Source organism: Chitinophagaceae bacterium, assembly GCA_016717285.1.
Classification (GTDB): Bacteria; Bacteroidota; Bacteroidia; order Chitinophagales; family UBA10324; genus JACCZZ01.
This window is the reverse complement of record JADKFU010000001.1, coordinates 451,917-470,916: the sequence shown is the minus strand read 5'-3', so window position 1 is coordinate 470,916 and position 19,000 is coordinate 451,917. Positions and strand designations below refer to the sequence as shown.

Sequence of the window (19,000 nt, the reverse complement as noted above, 5' to 3'; positions counted from 1 at the left end):
AAAAAAAATTCTTAAATCATCCATTGTTAATCAATATTCGACCTGTCCCGATTTTTTTGCCCGGATATTCAAAATTTTCTGCCGAAAAATGTCAGACTTCGATAGCTTAGATATTAAAGAATCTATAACGAAATGCAATGGTTAGTATAGAAGCCTTCCGGAAAATTGCGTTGTCATTTCCTGAAACAATGGAAGCACCTCACTTTGAAAACACCGCTTTCAAGGTGAATAAAAAGATCTTTGCAACACTGAACATAAAAGAAAACAGGGCAACCGTGAAGCTTTCAGAAAAGGAGCAGGATTTGTTTTGTCTTTATGATAAGCAGGTAATGTATCCTGTTCCGAATAAATGGGGTGATCAGGGATGGACACATATCAACTTAAAGACCATTAAGCGAGAAATGTGCGCAGATGCACTGGCCGCAGCCTTCCATGAAGTTGCGTCTATAAAATTATCATCAGCGATTAAAAAAAAATAAGGCCGGCATATCGATTCGCCATCAGGCATTCGCAAATATAACTGCCACTACATTAGGCAGAAGCATATACTCTTTTGATGACTACTTTGCAACAGTTAGCATACTGTCATCATTGTACTCCCACAATTACATATTCCCGTTAGATTTGTGTACCTCTAATTCCATACTCATTTCAAATTACATAAAATGAAAGCTAGTTTGACTTTTCTATTACTGCTCACCTTCGCTGTTAAAACAAATTGTTATGCTCAAAATAAAAGTGTGATTGATTCAGCGGCAATTGTTTATGGAAATAACAGCTCCGCAGGACATTATGCATCCATCAATGGCATTCAGCTTTATTATGAAAGTTATGGTAAAGGTCAGCCGCTTATCATGCTACACGGGAATGGTGGCGCTATTGATGCTTTCAAATTTCAGATTCCTTTTTTTGAAAAACACTTTCATGTAATTGCTATTGACAGTCGCTTGCAGGGCAAATCAGGAGGTTCGGCGGATTCGCTTTCATATGATTTGATGGCCGACGATTTCTGTAAGCTGCTTGACTATTTAAAAATAGACTCAGCATTTGTTTTGGGCTGGAGTGATGGTGGAATCAATGCGATTATCATGGCAATGCATTGCCCGGAACATATAAAAGGAATCGCATTTACAGGAGCTAATATAGTTCCTGATACTTCTGCATTTAACCCAGCAATGATTCAGGAAATGAAAGACTTTGTGAAACGAAAAGATATATCACCGGTGGAAAGAACACTGAATGTGATGATGATCAATGAACCGAATATTCCCTATAAGGAACTTGGTAAAATAAAATGTCCTGCACTTGTGATGGCAGGTGATCATGATCTTATAAGACCCGAACACACGATTAAAATTTATCAATCGCTGCAAAATGCCGAGCTCTGCATTTTCCCCGACTCAGAACACGGAGTTTGTCTGCAGCATCCTGAAATGTTTAATGAGACGGTGATGCGGTTTTTTAGGAAGTATAGTAGTGAGTAGTGAGTAGTGAGTAAAAGTCGTTAGTCCTTGGTCGTTAGCTGAGTCATTGGGCATTAGTCATTGTTAGCTATGTTGCAGCTACTCTCCCGCTTCGCCGCAACAATTAAGCAATTTAGCCATGTAACCATTTAGCCCCCCCGCCCCCCCCCCCGGCTTTAAAAAAAAATTTTTTTTTAATTTTAAACCCCCCCTCCACCCCCCCTCCATGATGAAACAAACTAACTAGTCCTACACTTGTTGGTTGTGCTACAGGCTGACTCAACTTACAGCTACTTCACCAGCTCAAAACTTCCTTCTAAGCTACCTGCAGAACTTCCCCCCGCATACACTTTAAACTCACCCGGCTCTGCCTGCCGAATCATTTTTACATTATAAAATGCAAGATCATCAGCATGCAGGGTGAAGCTAACTGTTTTGCTTTCTCCCGCTTTAAGTGAAATCTTATTAAACCCTTTCAATTCTTTCACAGGCCTGGTAAGACTTCCCACTAAATCCTGAATATATAATTGCACTACCTCTTCACCATCACGCTTTCCTGAATTAGTTACCGTTACAGAAACTTTCAATGAATCATTCATTGCAAATTTTACTTTATTCAATTTTAAATCTGAATACTTGAACAGCGTATAGCTCAATCCATAACCGAAGGGATACAAAGGAGTATTTGGAATGTCAAGGTATTTGGAAGTGTATTTATTATTAGCGTCGAACGGTCGACCGGTGTTCTTCATGTTGTAGTAAATCGGAATTTGGCCAACGTTTCTAGGAAAAGTGATCACTAATTTCCCGGAAGGATTATAATCACCATACAAAACATCAGCAATGGCATGTCCTGCCATTGTTCCTGAAAACCAGGTTTCCAATATCGCATTGGCATTTGCATCTAATTCGGGAATAGCAAGTGGCCTTCCATTCATCAATACCACCACAATTGGTTTTCCTGTTTTCTTCAATGCATCAAACAATTGTTGCTGAACGCCGGGAAGCCGTATATCAGAACGACTGGATGCTTCACCGGACATTGAAGCACTTTCTCCGATTGCCAGCAAAATCACTTCCGCCTGGTTAGCTATCGCAACAGCCGCTGCAAAATTATTTGTAGAGTCATCATTGATGTTACAGCCTTTAGCGTACAGAATATTTCCTGTGATTGTTGTTCGCGCCCTGAGTCCTTCCAACAGCGAGATTGCTTTCTTACCATCTCCTGCTGCTGACCACGCTCCTATCATATTTACATTGTCCTTGGCTAATGGACCAATAACAGCAATCGTTGCTTCATTGCGTAAAGGCAAAATATTATTTTCATTCTTCAGTAACACCATCGACTTGCGTGCTACATCTCTTGCCGCATCCAGATTTTCTTTGGTCATTATTTCAGATGCTTCCCGCTTTTCATCAAGATACCTGTAAGGATCTTCAAAAAGTCCGAGGTCATATTTGATTCCTAAAATGCGTTTTACAGCATCATCAATTTCAACGAGCGTTACTTTCTTTTCTGCCAATGATTGTGTTGTGTATTTATAATAGACAGCGCCTTGCATATCCATATCAACACCTGCATTCAATGCTTCTTCACCGGCTTCCTTCTCATCCTTTGCAAAACCATGTGGTACCATTTCATTGATAGAAGTATAATCTGTTACTACGAATCCTTTCCACTTCCAGTCTCTCTTCAAAATATCTTTTAAAATAAATGGATTGCCGGAAGAAGGCACGCCATTGATTTCGTTAAAAGACGTCATGAATGTTGCAACACCAGCATCAGCACAAGCTTTGAATGGCGGCAGGTACACATCCCGCAAAGTATTTTCAGAAATGTCAACCGTGCTGTAATCACGACCGGCCTGCGCTGCACCATATGCTGCATAATGTTTTGCACAAGCTGCAATGGTATTGGAACTGCTGAGCTGATCACCCTGGAATCCTTTTACACGCGCCTTTGCAATCTGCGTTCCGAGGTAAGTATCTTCGCCCGCACCTTCCATCACTCTCCCCCAGCGAGGATCACGTGCAATATCCACCATCGGTGCGAACGTCCAGTTGATGCCTTCTGCAGCAGCTTCTGTTGCAGCAATTCTTGCTGACTTTTCCATGGCTGCCAAATCCCAACTGCATGCTTCGCCCAATGGAATAGGAAAAATGGTACGATGTCCATGAATCACATCATATCCAAAAAGTAAAGGAATGTGAAGGCGTGTTTGCTCCACAGCAGCGCGTTGCAGTTCTGTATTGTATTTTACTGAATAAGCATTGAAAATTGAACCCATCTTACCTGACTTAATATCCTGCAGATAGTTACTCCTCACGGTAGGTCCTGTTACATCCCAATCGGAAGTGAACAATGTCATTTGCCCGATTTTTTCTTCCAGTGTCATTTTTGCCAACAATGAATCAATGAATTGCTGTTTTTTATTTTGCGCAATTAAAGACGCAGGTATCAGTGCATTGATTATAAAAATTGCAAGGAGGAAGTAATATCTCTTCATGGAATGAATTTGCTGTTAGTGTTGATGAAATAACGTGTGCAGAAACAATATAGCTATTGTTTTCAAATGTAAAAATTGGCATTGACTAATTGGTGAATCCCAATTTATTCATAGCAACATCCACCTCAGGACTTGACATGAATAAATCCCACAACAATCCTGTCCTGTAATTCTCCATCATCACGATGATCGGCCCTTCATCAATTGCTAAAGCTGAAGTGCCGTACCACCCTTCTGTTACGTTGAACGCGTCATAAAATCCATAAGGTCCCCACAACTTATCTCCTAAAGTGTAGTAGAAAAATTTAAGTGCTTCCATCGACGATTCAGGTGTATAAGGAAAAGAAGACAGTGCCGCCGTTGGGCTTATTACGCCCAGATCATTCGTTGGCGAATGCGCGCTGTATCCACTTTGATTATCACTTGCGGTAAGTCCCCAGCAGTTGCTTCCATAACCCACATACTCTTTCGGATTATCGATGCAATAGGCACGGTTGATCTGCGTATGATTTACATTTTGCTCCCAGTAATTCGCGTAATCGTCCTGGAGGTTGTGCGGATTAAATCCGAGGAAAGAATAATGTGCAAAGAAAAGCGGACCACCAAATGCTCCACCTAATGGCAATGGAAAACCGTAATAACTGTTTCCATTTATTATACCGCCATTGCTGGCCCATCCATTGTGATACACCGCAGCATCAATAGTATGTGTTGGTGAACCTGCTGCTAACAGATAGGTGATCAGTGCTTCGTCATATCCTTTGATTTGCATGTTCATGATCCATCCTTTATCCGGTGACCAATGCCAGTACAATACATTCTGTCCGCCTTTGGTAAACCAATCCCATTCAACCGTATTCCAGAGGTTATTAATTTTTGCAATCAACGCGTTCTCCTGTGAATTTCCCGCATTCAGAAATTGCCGGACTGTTAAAAGACCTTGCATCATAAAAGAGGTTTCCACCAGGTCTGCACCATTGTCATTGCTGCTGAAAGGAATCACATCTCCTGTGCTTCCATTCATCCAGTGTGGCCAGGCTCCATGAAAGCGATCTGCATCGGTGAGGAAGTTTACAATTTTCTCCAGCCGGTCCACTCCTTCCTGCCGGGAAATAAAATTTCTGTTGATACCAACAAGAATAGCCATCACGCCAAATCCTGAACCTCCTGTTGTTACAAGGTAACCCGACGATTCCCGCTCAAGCGCCAGACCACTTGTTGGGTTCGCGTAATCCCAGAAATATTTAAAAGTCTGTTCTTCCACCAGTGTCAGCAAAGCATCATCCGATATCACCGGAAATTTTGGTGTAGTATCAAGCGCTGAATAAAATGCTTTTGTATAACCGCCGAAAAGAAAACCGTTGGCTCCCTTAATTTGTGACGAGAGTGTCACAAAATATTTTTCGTAGTGTATAAGCGGCTCATTTGCCACAACAGAAATTTTCTTATTGCTGTCTGAAAGTGTATAACTGATGTTTGCGTATTCCCCACCATTATAAACCCGCACAGTATATTGATCCAGTGATGCGGGATCTAAAGGATGATCAAATGTTACGATGGCCGGAAAATTACGGTCAACATCAGTAACACGATCCGCGGTCAACAAATCTTTTCCGGAAACTGTAAAAGAAATAATTTTTAAAGATCCCTGTATGGTCGTAAAGTTGACCGTGACACCTGAGAAGGTTTCGTTTTGAACACCTTCCAGGTTAGTGGTAATCTGAAACTCATACGTCGTATTATTTTCAAGAACAGTCAGTGGCTTTGCTGACAAAGTTTTACCATCGGGAAAAGAAAACTTAAGGGGAATTCCTATTCCTGCAGCAGTAAGGTTTACTGCATTTTTTACGGATGCAGTATCAATAACTGTTGAAAAAGTAGCGACAATAGGTTGGTCAACAGGCACCTGGTCATTGGTAGCACCGGAAGAAACATTCAACAGAGATGTGCCTATGCTGATGGTAGACAATTGAAGGGTGCCTGTTACTGCAGGTCCACCGTCATTCTTCTTGCATGAGAAGCTGATTAACAGGAGGAGTATAACAACATAACCGGAACTCTTCTTAAAAGTCATTTGTGAAGGAAGGTCTAAACAAACCAAAGGTTCCCAACATTATTTGCGGGGAACCTTTGGAGTTAAATTAGAAGACTGTCTCGTGAGCTATTCAACACCTGCAACCAGGTGCTTTGAACAACTCGCGAAATGCTATTTACTTGAATTGTACATCAGGGTGATTTCATCCTGCGTGAGCACTCTGTGGTAAACTCTCACATCATCAAGCCAGCCCTGGAAGTGATTACTGTCAGGTGAATTCACATTGCCCCATGGTTCGCCCGAGAACAATGCACTTGATTTATCTTCAGCAAAACCGAATACAAATCCTTGTCCAACGTCCGTTGCAAGTGGGTCAAATTTCAATCCTACGCAATTCAGTTTGTTAGAAGGTACAGGCCATAAATCGAAATCCTGAGCTTTCATCAATTCACCGTTGATATACATGGAACCAACTTTTCCTGCTGCATCATACATCACAACAACGTTAGCCCAGGTGTCTTTAAGCAAAGCAGCTACACCACCACTTCCGGTGAGATCTTTGTTGAAAATACAACCTTGCCAGCCACCATTGTCTTTAGTCAAGCCATCGCCAGGGAAGAAAATGTCATCTCCTTCAGTTAGGGTACCGCAATCATACTGAGCAGCCATTTTGCACCATGCATAATCACCTGGAATTTCAAACTGGAATCCTTTGAAGAATCCTGTTCCTAATACAAAATTTCCTTTTGGATTTCCGCTGGCATCTACGTGACCTGCGCTTTCTGCTCTTACCCAGAAACTAAGTGTGAAATTGTCAGTATTCATCAAAGTAGGTCCGCCCGGATATTCGATGTAAGTAGTTTTTCCATTGAAGTAAGCAGCCTGACCCAATACTGTGCTCTTCGAAGCAGCGAATGTTACATCCGTGTTTTCTGTAGCAGCATAAGCACCGGTAAGATCGTTTACAGAACCATCTTCAAAATTCCAGTAAGCAACTGCACCGGATGGAGCAAAAGTTCCTACAGTAGTATAGGTTCTGTTAATTGCAGAACTCAATACTTCTCCTTCAGTTGATTTCAGATTGTTTATGGACAATGCGTACAATGCACCTGATGCAAGATCATCATTCGGGGTGATTGTAACGGTGCTGCCACTTGTTGTAATGGTAAGATCAACCGATACATTGTCATAATCACGGGTAAGTGTGATATTCGTAGTATTGGCAGTAGATGCATCAACAGCAGTTGAAAAGCTTGCCGTGATGGCAGCATCTGTAGGTACGCCTGTAGCGCTTGACGCACCGTTAAGGTCAACACCACCGGCAGTGAGTGATGAAAGCGTAAGGGCTACCGGTTCATCTTTTTTACAACTTTGTACCAGAATGGCGAAAAGAGCAATAGCCACCATGGAACTCATAATCCATTTCATGTTTTTCATTGTGATTTTTAAGTTTAGATTAAAAAATTGGTTTGTGCAAAGTTCAACTAAATTATCGTGATTACCATCCCGGATTTTGAGAAAGTGTGCCTTGTGAGATATCGATTTCAGTTTGCGGAATGGGTAAGAATTCATTTTTGTTGGTTTGAAAGCCTAACGGGCCAAGCACTTCAGCAGCTTTGCCAGTTCTCACCAAATCCCAGAAACGAACACCTTCCATTGCCAATTCTGACCTGCGTTCTTTTAAGATAAGGTCATTCAACGCATCTTTATTCATTTCTGTTATGTCTGGCAAAATGGTGTTGCTGCCTTCACGCGCACGTGCGCGCACCTGATTCAGATAGATTAATGCATCAGAAGGTTGCCCGGATTGATTTAATGCTTCGGCAGCAATCAATAAAACTTCTGCATACCTGATTAACCTTCTGTTGTGTCCCCATTGTTCACTGGTGGAAGTTCCGGGAATCCACACTTTCTGATTGTAGCATTCTATTTCTTTAACAACTGTATTGGTCGCATCCGTATAAGTTATATCAGGTGTACTTCCATCACCAAGAATGGTAACGCCATCAATCACTTCACCAAGGAAAATAATTGTTCCTTCCATACGAGGATCGCCGGGTTCAAAGGAATCACGCAGGTTTATGGATGGCCTGTTAAATCCCCAGCCACGATTGGGTGTTCCGCGAACGCCTTGCGTATTGGCATATTGGTTTCCGCCATTTTCCTGTCCTTCAAATTCTATGGCGCCAATTTCAAAAACAGATTCTGAATTGTATTGACCGTCGAGAGAAAATGTATGTTCAAAATCCGGATCCAATGAATACAAATTTGAATTGATGACTTGTAATGCATAATCCTTTGCATTTTGAAAATCGCCATCGAACAGGTACGCCTTTGCCAGCAAGGCCGTTGCAGCGCCTTTTGTTGCCCGACCATAATCAGCAGGATTCAGACTTGTTTTTTCAGGTAAATTGTCAATGGCATTTAACAGGTCATTTATTATCAAATCATAAATTTCTTCTTTTGAAGCACGTGGTAATTTCAGTTCTGGAACGGTGGAGGTAACAATGGGTACACCTCCCCATGCACGCACGAGGTCGAAATAAAACAGTGCTCTTAAAAATTTTGCCTCCCCGATGTACCTGTTCCGTAAAGTTTCATCCATACTAATGTCCGGTACTTTTTCAATTACTACGTTCGCACGCTTGATGCCTTCATACAAACTGTTCCACCAGGCACCCAAAGGTTCCTGGCTGGTCGACATGGTGAAATCATCATACGGACCGATATTATTCGCCTGGTCAGAAGGATTGCTTCCTTTATGCGCGTCATCAGACATTATGTCAAGAATCGGATAGCCTCCTGAGTGATAAGACCAATTACGAAGCGTGTTGTAAACAGCATTGGTTGCCAGCAATGCATCATCAGCAGTTTGAGGGAAATTTTCCTGTGTCAGATTTCCCTGCGGTACTTTATCGAGGAAATCACTGCAGCTTCCAACAGTAAATACTAGCACGATGAAGAATGATCTGACGAATATTTTTTTCATGTCTGTAATTTTAGAAAGTTAGGTTAAGCCCGATAGAATAAATGGTAGTGATCGGATAAATTCCATTGTCGATACCGCTTGAAAGCACATCAGTAGATGGTGAAAGATCAAGATCACCTGCACTACCTGTTCCATTAGTAACGGCCCGTGCTTCACTGGTACCAATCTCAGGAGTGTAACCGGTATATTTTGTTACCGTAAAAAGATTGGTGCCACGCACATAAAATCTTGCTTCGCTCATTTTAATCTTCTCACTAAATGATTTCGGCAATGTATAACCAATAGATACATTCCTGAGTCTGAGGAAAGAACCGTCCTGAACAAACCTGTCAGATGGTGCATAGTTGACACCACCTGCTGATGCTCTCGGTTCCGTAGTACTGGTGCCTTCACCTGTCCAATGATCGATAACATGTGTTTCGAAATTATACAAATCAGGTCTGACTGCTTCTTTACCATTATAAATTTTATTACCTACCTGACCCTGAAAGTCTATAGACATATCAAATCCCTTGAAAGATCCTTCAAGATTAAAACCATAAATAAAATCAGGAATCGGAGACCCGAGGTTAACACGGTCGAGCGAATTAATTTCTCCATCACCATTCTGATCCACAAAGCGCAGGTCTCCTACGCCGGTCAGTGATTCATGTGGATATGATTCCAGTTCAGCTTCATTCTGAAAAATGCCATCAGTTTCATATCCATAAAAAGAACCTATCGGAATACCGACGGTGCTTCTTGTAACAAGTTGACCGTTGCCGAGATTACCGCCATACAAGACTGAGTCAATACCACTGTTACCTCCGATGCTGAGCACTTCATTATGAATGGTTGCTCCTATTACACCTATCCTGTATTTAAATTCTCCCACGGCATCGTTATAAGCTAAGTTTAATTCAAAACCACGATTCAGCACCGAACCGGCATTGTACCGCACCTTCACACCTTGTCCATTTCCAAGATAGCCGGGTGTAGACAATTCTACTAAAATATCTTCAGTGGTTCTGGTGTAGTAGTCCAACTCTGCAGTGATGCTGTTTTTAATGAATCCCATTTCAAGACCAATATCAACCTGATTAGTGCTTTCCCATTTCAAATCAGGATTACCGGTTTTTCCATAGCTCGATCCGGGCGTAAGCACTTCATTGGTTCCGAAAACACCATTGATCTGGTTTAACACAAGGGCATACTGATCGAGATAATTAATTTTCTCATTACCAATGATGCCCCAGCTGCCTCTTATCTTAAGGTTAGAAATAAAAGGCACACTTTCCATAAAAGTTTCATTCGAGATATTCCATCCTGCGGCAAGAGATGGAAAATTCGAATACCTGTTGTCAACATTGAATTTTGAGGATCCATCTCTTCTGAAAGTAGCAGTGAGGAGATATTTAGAGTTATAGGAATAGTTTGCACGGAAAAGATAAGAGATGATGGAATAATTCTGTTCATCATTCACACCATTGACTATGGATGTTGGTGTGATATTATCAGCATTCAGGTACCACAGGTTCTTTGTATCACTCAGGATATTCATTGCTGCAGCACCAAGGAATTCAGATGATGATTCCTGCATGGTGTAACCACCCAAAAGATTAATCGCATGTTTGCCAATTGTTTTATTATAATTCAAAGTGTTTTCCCATAGCCAGGTTACATATTCTGTATTGCCAACAAAAAGATCATTGATTTCATTTTGCTGTTGTGGTGAAACATAAAATACTGGAGTGAATCGCCTGTTTTTCTGGAAAGCCATGTCAACACCAAAACTGCTTCTGAAGGTAAAATCCTTCAGGAAATGCACTTCCGCAAAAATATTTCCAACTGTTCGCAATCCTTTGTCGAAGCTGTTGGTATTTTCAATATCTGCCAGTGGGTTACCTACTCCGGGCACTTCACTATAACTTCCATCTGTATTAAACGGTGCTACTACCGGTTGTGCACGATAGGCACCATAAGTTGCATTCGCAGTGTTTTGCTGTTCGTAGGGTGCGAAGGTTAAATTGTTACCCAGCTTTATATTTTTTGAAAGTGTATATGTATTATTCAATTGCAATGAAAATCGTTCATAGCTTGATTTCTCAATGATTCCCTGCTGATTGAAATATCCGAAGCCGACATAGTACTGAGATTTCGGTGATGACCCGGAAACAGATAAATGATAATTCTGCATGGGTGCATTTTGAAAAACCAAATCCTGCCAATCAGTATTAGGAACCGCATCGAGATTGTTGTAAGAGCCGGGCGTAATATCATTTACATAAGTTGCAAATTCCCTTCCGTCCAGCAACTCAATTTTCTTAGCAAGAATCTGTGTGCTGTATTCTGCACCAAAACTCACGGTAGGTTTATCCTGTCCTCCCGCCTTTCCTTGTTTGGTGGTAACGATGATTACTCCATTAGAACCCCGCGAACCGTAGATGGCTGTTGCGGAAGCATCCTTGAGAATTTCCATGGATTGTATATCCGCTGAATTCAAAAAAGAAATATCATCCAGGATTACACCATCCACCACATAAATGGGAGATGAATTGTTAAACGTACCCACACCTCGTATACGAACAACCGGATCCGCACCGGGCGCACCTGATGTACTTGTTACTTGCACACCTGCTACTTTTCCCTGTAAAGCCTGTAAGGGAGATGAAGAGGGAATTTTAGTAAGATCAGAACCACGGACTGAAGACACTGCACCGGTCAGGTCGCTTTTCTTTTGTGTTCCGTAACCAACCACTACAATGTCATCGAGAATAGCCACATCAAGTGCCAGCACTACATCAATAACAGCACGGTTTTCAATACCTACAGATTTGGTAATGTATCCGAGATAAGAAAAAACGAGACTGTCATTTCCTGAAGCAACAGTCAGACTATAGTGACCATCTGCATCAGTGGAAGCACCAGTCGTTCCGGCCTTAACCACTACATTCACTCCAATCATCGGCTGACCATCATCTGAACCTGTCACTGTGCCCTGTACAGGAAAGTTTTGTGCATTGGCTGCCAATGAAAAAAAGCACCCTGTTGCAAAAAGTAAATTTCTTACCATATCAAGTATTTAGAAATTTGAGATTCGTTATTTGATTGCCAGAATATCTGAGAGGTGTTTTAATCAATTGCATTTTTATTTCATTCCAAAAATAAATCCGTTCCTGTTCAAATTCTGATACCACTTCTTGTTGAACTTAAAGAAACCTGCCGAACGGTGTGAAAAACCTTCCTGCTTTTCTTTCAACTTTGTCAGTAAACCGCACCTAAGATTTTTCTTTCTTAAATTATGCTTATCAATTTTTCGGTGAAGAATGGCTTCCTAAATATGCTAAAGCTGGGTAAGTGTTTCAAATGCGTGAAGGGCGATTCATTCATTCCACCAACAGCACTTTCAATTCTTCCTTATCAAATACGAAGATCACGCAATCCACAGAAAATCGGAATGCCGCTAAGGTAGTTTTACCTTTAGTATCTTCTTTATATATGGCAGGGAATTGTAAACAAATATAGGCTTCTTTTTAAGTTAAGTGTATTCCATGCACTAATTATTTTAAAGCCAACCATGTTTGGATTCTTTGAATTATCTGAAGAGTTTATATTGTTTAATCCTACAATTACCCGCATGCTAATTGATGCAGCTTTTCAAAAGCTTTGTTACAACCATGTGGCTATTTAAGCATTCAACATATTTTCAAAAATAATATCTTTCAAAATCTAAAAAAGAAAGCTGATCTCACGAAGCTTCATTTAGTGTTATCCAACCAACCACCTTTAAATCCTGCCTTTTTCAAACCTGCAACGATATATGGATTCTTCTTCATCAGATTCCAGACGAAACCGTTTTCATAATTCTGCAGTTGAATGATGATCGGTCCTTCATCTATGCCCAGATAATCCTGGTCTACCCAGCCCTGTGATCCGTCTTTATTAATGATGGTTAGATTGAAGGCATCTTTAAATCCATACCGATCATAAATCTTACTTCCATATTGTTGCTTCATCGCTTTTAACGCGGGAAGACAAATTTCAGGAGCAAAGGGAACTGAACCTCCGGCCGCTGTGGGCGCGATGGTCCCGTCATCCTGCACATACCACTGTGCTGCACCACGGGCACCGTAGCCCATAAAAGCGATGTTGGGATTACTCTTGTTCTCGTTTCCGGGACCATCGCATGCCGTAAGTCCCCAGATAGAAGATGTATAGCCAATGTAACCAGCGGGATTATTGATGCAATAAGCCTGATTGGCATAGGTAGCGCGGCGGGAATTTTCGAAATAATCAATTCCCTTGTTGCGCATGTATTCATCGGTGATTCCTTTAAAATCAATATACATATGTGAATACTGGTGCCCGAACAAAGGCCCGAAGTTCACCATCTCCTGTCCATAATAGTTTGCCCATTGATATGAATTCGTCCATGCCTTCCAGCTTTCAGCAGGAATCGTATGCGTAGGTGAGCCTAATGCCAGCACATAAATAATCATGCCTTCATTGTACCCTTTCCAACGGGCATCAATAAATCCTTTCTCCGGATGCCATCCCATGCTCATGGTCGGATCGTTATTCATCGCCCAATCCCATTCAACGTTTCGGTACAGAGCATCAGCAATATCACGAATTTGTTTTTCAGTTTCATTATCAGCATCGAAATACGTCTGGCAGGAAAGAATTCCGGCTATCAACAATCCCGTATCAATTGTTGAAAGCTCTACGTTTTCAAAACGCAACCCTGTAACCATATCAATGAAGTGATAAAAGAAACCGCGATAACCGGTAATACCTGTTTGCGCGCTTCCCATTTTTGCATTTTTGAAAAACTGCAAGGTCATTAAAACCCTTTCTGCCGCCTGTTGGCGTGTAATGTATTTGCGTTCCACACCAACAAGATATGCGGTAAGCCCAAAGCCCGTAGCTGCAATACTTGAAAAACTCTTGGAAGGCCACCGGTCCGGGATCTGACCATTTTGTTCGCCCGCCAGATCCCAGAAATAATGGAAAGTGTTTTTCGATAAGGAATCAATAAAAGTAGCGGGTACAACCGATGGCTTTTGCTGGTAAGTTGCCGAGAAAAAAACAATGGGAAAGAGGAGCAGTAAAAGAACTTTGTTGATTTTGTGCATGTGTTGATGTTAAAGGATTAGTCAATTCAATGATTAAATTGTTGTGCAATTGCAGTGATCAAACAAGGAAAAAGATACGAAGCCATTTGATCATTAAATCATGCAGCCATGCATCATGATCATTGCGGAATAAAAGTAAAAGTAAAAAGCAAATAGAAAAGCTCCGTTGCTCAGAAAGCATTCGACTTGAATAATTTCACTGCAAGGGCAAGCAGGATAACACCGAAAATTTTTCTTAGTAAATTGATTCCTCCAATGCCAAGCAATTTTTCTATGTGATGGGTGTTTCGCAGCACAAAATAAACCACCACAAGGTTAATAAGAATGGCTGCTATTATATTTTCAACATGCTGGTATTGCGAACGAAGTGATAACAAGGTAGTAAGTGTGCCCGCTCCTGCAATCAATGGAAAAGCAATCGGAACAATGGAAACTGTTTCTGGTGATTCCCCTTTGAAAAATTTAATGCCGAGAATCATTTCAAGCGCGAGAAAAAAAATGATGAATGAGCCGGCTATCGCAAAAGAAGCAATGTCAATTCCGATGATGTTAAGTATTGATTCACCCAGAAATAAAAAAAGAATCATAATAAGGCCGGAAACCATGGTGATCTGTTCTGATTTTAACCTGCCTGTTTTTTGTTGCAAATCAACAAGCACAGGAAGTCCACCCATAATATCGATAACGGCAAACAAAATCATGGAAATGGTTCCTATTTCTTTACCATCGAAATGCATGTCTGTACTGTTTAGACAAAGATGATTATTTTATTTTGGGTGGAGTGATTAAATGGTTGAATGGTTGAATGGTTGAATGGTTGAATGGTTGAATGGTTGAATGGTTGAATGGTTGAATGGTTGAATGGTTGCGGCGAAGCCGTAGCGCAAACATTTGATAACAACACCAGGTGCAATCGAACTCGTATCCACAAAAGTCTATTTTCCAATACCCTGTGCTGAAGAATATGATTAATTTTATGCAACAATGAGACATTTATTGCTGATAATTTTTGCGGCTCTTCCTTTCAATTATGCTTTATCACAACCGTCATTTCATTTAAATGAATTGAAAAGGATGGTGAATCCATATGAGTCTGCTGTTCCTGATTACCTGCAGCAGTCGATTCCGTCAGACCACGATGCAACAAGGGAATTAATTTTCAAACCCCTGTACGAACAATATGATTATTATGACCTGCTCGAGCATGAATGGATCCCTTCGTACAAGTTTGAGTACGATTACCATCCTGATGCCAGTTTGAATATTCTGAATGAATTCAGTCTTGACCTGCTTGTTGGTGACTGGATAAACACCAGGCGCACCACCTACGCTTATGACCTATTCGGTTTTCAATCTTCTGGACTGGAACAGGTATTTGATCCTTCGTCAGGTGGACTGATCAACAATACACTTTATGAAGAACAACACACAACAACGGGTGACTTATTGCAGGAAAAAATCAGCTATTGGAATGCTATCGCAACATCATGGCTTGCAAATCACAAGCATGATTATACCTATTATGCCAATGGCAAAGAACTATCCGTAACCCATTCTGACTGGGTAGATACCAGCATGTTGTGGTACACTTACTCGCAATACATTTCAACTTACGACAATAATGAAAACCTCCTGCTCTACAAAGGGATCGTATGGAATGAAGACTCAGTGGCCTGGCTGAATGAAACGGAGGATACGATGGTTTACAATTCTTTAAATCAACTGATACACAGCGAATCAAAGATTTGGTCCATAGAAAATCAGGAATGGATTGTTTATTACGGTTACGATTATGAATATGATGATTTCGCCAACCTGATCAGGATAACAAGTTCAACATGGGACAACAATAATTCTGTATTCCAAAACCTGAATCAATATCTGTATGAATTCGACAATAATAAGCTCACCAAAATAATCTTCCAGTTATGGGATAATTCGTCAGCGAGTTGGCAGAACTTTAATATGAATGCTTTTTTCTATGACGCGTCCGGGTTTCCAGGCCAGAAAATTATTTCCAACTGGACAGGAACCGGCTGGGTGTCAACCTATCAATACCTTTATACAAATGATGATCATGGAAACGTGATACAATCTATAGGGCAAACTTGGAATAATAACTTTCAGGTATGGAACAATGTAGAACGATACACAGTAAACTGGTTGTCGGTAATCACATCAATTCCGATCAAAACTACCATCGAAAACAATGTCTTGATAAGCCCGAATCCTGTTGCAGACTATTTTATTATTGCAGGATTAAATTTGTCGGATTCTTACAATGCTGCAATCACAGATATGAAAGGAATAACAGTTTCAAACATAAGTATTCATGGCAGTCAGCCGGTATTTGTTAAAAATTTACCTGCCGGAAATTATCTGGTGACTATAAAAGAAAATAGCCGCAACGTAGTTGCAGCTTTGCCTTTCCTTATCGTAAAATAAGTTGCTTAACCGTGAGCGGCAGCCGGTTGTTCACTCTTGGTGATAGAGCCGGGACAACCCATCTTTTGACTTCCACAGGAACTCACCGCGATCGCAATTACCAATGCCATTGCACACAATGCCATTGTTTTGAAAACTGAAGGTTGATTGGACATGTTTAAAAAAATTTAGAACAGGCGTTTTACTTCTAACTAATTTCGGACTCATTAACGGCGTAAAAGTACGCTGAATTGTTAGCTCCTGCAAACGTAAAAAAATGAATGTCCACTTTATAGCAATCGGCGGAAGTGTTATGCACAACCTCGCTATTGCATTGAGCCTGAAAGGCTACACCGTAACAGGTTCCGACGATGAGGTTTTTGAACCTGCAAAAAGCAGTCTCAGGAAATATGGCTTGCTGCCACCTTCATTGGGTTGGGACGAAAATAAAATTACATCCTCGCTTGATGCAATTGTTTTGGGCATGCATGCCAGGGCCGACAATCCTGAATTGTTAAAAGCAAAAAAACTGGGGATAAAAATCTATTCCTTTCCAGAATTTTTATACGAACAATCAAAGCACAAGACTCGTGTAGTAATTGGAGGAAGCCATGGAAAAACAACCATCACGGCCATGATTCTTCACATGCTGAAAAAAAACGGGGTTGATTTTGATTACATGGTGGGCGCAAAATTACAGGGCTTCGACATTATGGTTCGCCTGTCGGAATCTGCACCCGTAATGATTTTCGAAGGTGATGAATATCCTGATTCCGCTATCAATAAAACTCCAAAGTTTCATTTGTATCATCCGGATATCGCCCTTATCAGCGGCATTGCCTGGGATCACATCAACGTGTTTCCCACCTTTGAAAATTATGTTGCTCAATTTAAAATCTTTGTGGATCTCATTCCGCAAAGTGGCTTATTGATTTTTAATTCGGAAGATGAGGAAGTAATGCATATCGCATCATCAACTAATCCTGCATTGCAAAAGATTCCATATGCAACTCCTGACTTCACGATAGAAGCTGGCCTCACCTACCTGAAACGAAATGATGAAAGTATTCCTTTAAAAATATTCGGAAGACATAACCTGCAGAATATGATGGGCGCCATTGAAGTATGTAAAGCGCTTGGTATCAGTGAAACAGATTGCCTCGATGCCATTCGCGATTTTACCGGTGCTGCAAGGCGACTTGAATTGCTCGATCAAACCACCACATCGGCTGTCTTCAAAGATTTCGCGCACTCACCTTCAAAACTCAAAGCAACGATTGCAGCAGTGAATGAGCAGTATCCAAAACGCACACTGGTGGCCTGTATGGAACTTCATACCTATAGCAGTCTGAACAAATCATTTCTTACTGAATACCGGAACAGTTTGAAAGATGCTGCCGTAAAGATTATTTTTTATGATGCCCATACTTTCGAAATTAAAAAACTCGATCCGCTCACCCCTGATTTGATAAGAGAAGCATTCAACGACGATTCAATAATAATATTTACAGACAAAACATCGCTTCATCAATTCCTGGTATCGCAATCATGGAAACAAGCGAACCTGCTATTGATGAGCTCAGGTAATTTCGGCGGATTGGATTTAAAAGAGTTGAGTACATTTGTCAGCACTCATTCATAAAAGCAGCAATGGAATTAAAACTCACGCGACCCCTTGCATTCGTAGACCTTGAAACCACGGGTATCAACTTCGCCAAAGACCGAATTGTTGAAATAGCCGTGCTGAAACTGATGCCGGATGGAAATGTGCACGAAAAGCAAACGCGTGTAAATCCACTGATACCTATTCCTGCTGTAGTAACTGCCATACATGGCATTACTGATGAAGATGTGAAGGATGCACCCACCTTTGAACAGATTGCAAAACAGTATTTTATTTTCCTGGATGAATGTGATCTGGCAGGATTCAATTCCACCCGATTTGATTTTCCGATACTACTCGAAGAATTTCACCGTGCAGGAGTGATCTTTGATGTCAGTGCCAGGAAATTTGTGGATGTACAACGAATTTACCACAACCTCGAACCACGGAACCTCGCTGCTGCCTATAAATTTTACTGTAAGAAAGAACTGATAGATGCACATAGCGCTATGGCAGATGTGAAGGCAACCTACGAAGTGCTGAAATCACAATTGGATCAGTATCCCGATACACTTAAAAATGATGTTGATTTCCTGCATGATTTCTCAAAAGACGGTGATTATGTTGACCTTGGAAAAAGGATGTACTATGAGAACAAGATCGAAATGTTCAATTTTGGAAAGCACAAAGGAAAAGTAGTAACAGAAATTTTTAAAATTGAACCCAGCTATTTCGATTGGCTGATGAAAAGTGAATTTCCATTAGACTTTAAAGAAAAAATAAAAGGCATCCGCGAACGGATGAGAAAATAATTCTATACCTTCTCCGTTTCCGCAATCTGCAATGACCAATGACTAATTGATGA

The 19,000-nt window shown here is 41.0% G+C and carries 14 protein-coding genes; 5 read left to right on the top strand and 9 right to left on the bottom strand.

Going from position 1 to position 19,000, the window contains the following annotated elements; genetic code table 11:
* Nucleotides 1-137 precede the first annotated feature (137 nt).
* The gene (locus tag IPO83_02020) at nucleotides 138-479 is read left to right on the top strand and encodes an MmcQ/YjbR family DNA-binding protein (protein ID MBK9730058.1); all 342 of its coding nucleotides are present in this window, start codon (nucleotides 138-140) and stop codon (nucleotides 477-479) included.
* A 186-nt stretch (nucleotides 480-665) separates the two neighbouring features.
* Complete coding sequence (locus IPO83_02015; GenBank protein ID MBK9730057.1) at nucleotides 666-1,484, top strand: alpha/beta hydrolase; 819 nt, start codon at nucleotides 666-668, stop codon at nucleotides 1,482-1,484.
* A 269-nt stretch (nucleotides 1,485-1,753) separates the two neighbouring features.
* Here the strand turns inward: IPO83_02015 and bglX are convergent, their stop codons facing one another.
* The 8 genes from bglX to IPO83_01975 all read right to left on the bottom strand — a co-directional run bounded on the left by bglX (nucleotide 1,754) and on the right by IPO83_01975 (nucleotide 15,037).
* Entirely contained in the window at nucleotides 1,754-3,970 is a 2,217-nt protein-coding gene (gene bglX, locus IPO83_02010; GenBank protein MBK9730056.1) for a beta-glucosidase BglX, read from the bottom strand.
* Between the two features lie 85 nt (nucleotides 3,971-4,055).
* Nucleotides 4,056-6,044, bottom strand: a complete 1,989-nt coding sequence (locus tag IPO83_02005) for an Ig-like domain-containing protein (GenBank protein MBK9730055.1) — start codon at nucleotides 6,042-6,044, stop codon at nucleotides 4,056-4,058.
* 132 nt (nucleotides 6,045-6,176) lie between these two features.
* Nucleotides 6,177-7,433: an Ig-like domain-containing protein gene (locus IPO83_02000; GenBank protein ID MBK9730054.1), complete on the bottom strand. Its 1,257-nt coding sequence runs from the start codon at nucleotides 7,431-7,433 to the stop codon at nucleotides 6,177-6,179.
* 70 nt (nucleotides 7,434-7,503) lie between these two features.
* The gene (locus IPO83_01995; protein MBK9730053.1) at nucleotides 7,504-8,994 is read right to left on the bottom strand and encodes a RagB/SusD family nutrient uptake outer membrane protein; all 1,491 of its coding nucleotides are present in this window, start codon (nucleotides 8,992-8,994) and stop codon (nucleotides 7,504-7,506) included.
* Nucleotides 8,995-9,004: 10 nt separating this feature from the next.
* Entirely contained in the window at nucleotides 9,005-12,046 is a 3,042-nt protein-coding gene (locus IPO83_01990) for a TonB-dependent receptor (GenBank protein MBK9730052.1), read from the bottom strand.
* A 685-nt stretch (nucleotides 12,047-12,731) separates the two neighbouring features.
* Nucleotides 12,732-14,108: a Tat pathway signal protein gene (locus IPO83_01985; protein MBK9730051.1), complete on the bottom strand. Its 1,377-nt coding sequence runs from the start codon at nucleotides 14,106-14,108 to the stop codon at nucleotides 12,732-12,734.
* Nucleotides 14,109-14,278: 170 nt separating this feature from the next.
* Entirely contained in the window at nucleotides 14,279-14,845 is a 567-nt protein-coding gene (locus tag IPO83_01980) for a MarC family protein (GenBank protein ID MBK9730050.1), read from the bottom strand.
* A 48-nt stretch (nucleotides 14,846-14,893) separates the two neighbouring features.
* Entirely contained in the window at nucleotides 14,894-15,037 is a 144-nt protein-coding gene (locus IPO83_01975; GenBank protein ID MBK9730049.1) for a hypothetical protein, read from the bottom strand.
* A 55-nt stretch (nucleotides 15,038-15,092) separates the two neighbouring features.
* Here IPO83_01975 and IPO83_01970 point away from each other — a divergent pair, with 55 nt between their 5' ends.
* On the top strand, nucleotides 15,093-16,553 hold the full coding sequence (locus IPO83_01970; protein MBK9730048.1) for a T9SS type A sorting domain-containing protein: 1,461 nt from the start codon (nucleotides 15,093-15,095) through the stop codon (nucleotides 16,551-16,553).
* Nucleotides 16,554-16,558: 5 nt separating this feature from the next.
* Here IPO83_01970 and IPO83_01965 read toward each other — a convergent pair whose 3' ends face one another.
* The gene (locus tag IPO83_01965; protein ID MBK9730047.1) at nucleotides 16,559-16,708 is read right to left on the bottom strand and encodes a hypothetical protein; all 150 of its coding nucleotides are present in this window, start codon (nucleotides 16,706-16,708) and stop codon (nucleotides 16,559-16,561) included.
* Between the two features lie 101 nt (nucleotides 16,709-16,809).
* Between IPO83_01965 and IPO83_01960 the strand changes: the two genes are divergently transcribed.
* Nucleotides 16,810-18,174, top strand: coding sequence for a peptidoglycan synthetase (locus IPO83_01960; GenBank protein ID MBK9730046.1), 1,365 nt, complete (start codon nucleotides 16,810-16,812; stop codon nucleotides 18,172-18,174).
* 8 nt (nucleotides 18,175-18,182) lie between these two features.
* The gene (locus IPO83_01955; protein MBK9730045.1) at nucleotides 18,183-18,947 is read left to right on the top strand and encodes a 3'-5' exonuclease; all 765 of its coding nucleotides are present in this window, start codon (nucleotides 18,183-18,185) and stop codon (nucleotides 18,945-18,947) included.
* Nucleotides 18,948-19,000: the final 53 nt, after the last annotated feature.

Bases quoted from the DNA above. Each gene is read 5' to 3' on its own strand.
- IPO83_02005 (MBK9730055.1), bottom strand. From the start codon at position 6,044: ATGACTTTTAAGAAGAGTTCCGGTTATGTTGTTATACTCCTCCTGTTA.
- IPO83_02000 (MBK9730054.1), bottom strand. From the start codon at position 7,433: ATGAAATGGATTATGAGTTCCATGGTGGCTATTGCTCTTTTCGCCATT.
- IPO83_01965 (MBK9730047.1), bottom strand. From the start codon at position 16,708: ATGTCCAATCAACCTTCAGTTTTCAAAACAATGGCATTGTGTGCAATG.
- IPO83_02020 (MBK9730058.1), top strand. From the start codon at position 138: ATGGTTAGTATAGAAGCCTTCCGGAAAATTGCGTTGTCATTTCCTGAA.
- IPO83_01980 (MBK9730050.1), bottom strand. From the start codon at position 14,845: ATGCATTTCGATGGTAAAGAAATAGGAACCATTTCCATGATTTTGTTT.
- IPO83_01990 (MBK9730052.1), bottom strand. From the start codon at position 12,046: ATGGTAAGAAATTTACTTTTTGCAACAGGGTGCTTTTTTTCATTGGCA.
- IPO83_01960 (MBK9730046.1), top strand. From the start codon at position 16,810: ATGAATGTCCACTTTATAGCAATCGGCGGAAGTGTTATGCACAACCTC.
- IPO83_01955 (MBK9730045.1), top strand. From the start codon at position 18,183: ATGGAATTAAAACTCACGCGACCCCTTGCATTCGTAGACCTTGAAACC.
- bglX (MBK9730056.1), bottom strand. From the start codon at position 3,970: ATGAAGAGATATTACTTCCTCCTTGCAATTTTTATAATCAATGCACTG.
- IPO83_02015 (MBK9730057.1), top strand. From the start codon at position 666: ATGAAAGCTAGTTTGACTTTTCTATTACTGCTCACCTTCGCTGTTAAA.
- IPO83_01970 (MBK9730048.1), top strand. From the start codon at position 15,093: ATGAGACATTTATTGCTGATAATTTTTGCGGCTCTTCCTTTCAATTAT.
- IPO83_01995 (MBK9730053.1), bottom strand. From the start codon at position 8,994: ATGAAAAAAATATTCGTCAGATCATTCTTCATCGTGCTAGTATTTACT.
- IPO83_01985 (MBK9730051.1), bottom strand. From the start codon at position 14,108: ATGCACAAAATCAACAAAGTTCTTTTACTGCTCCTCTTTCCCATTGTT.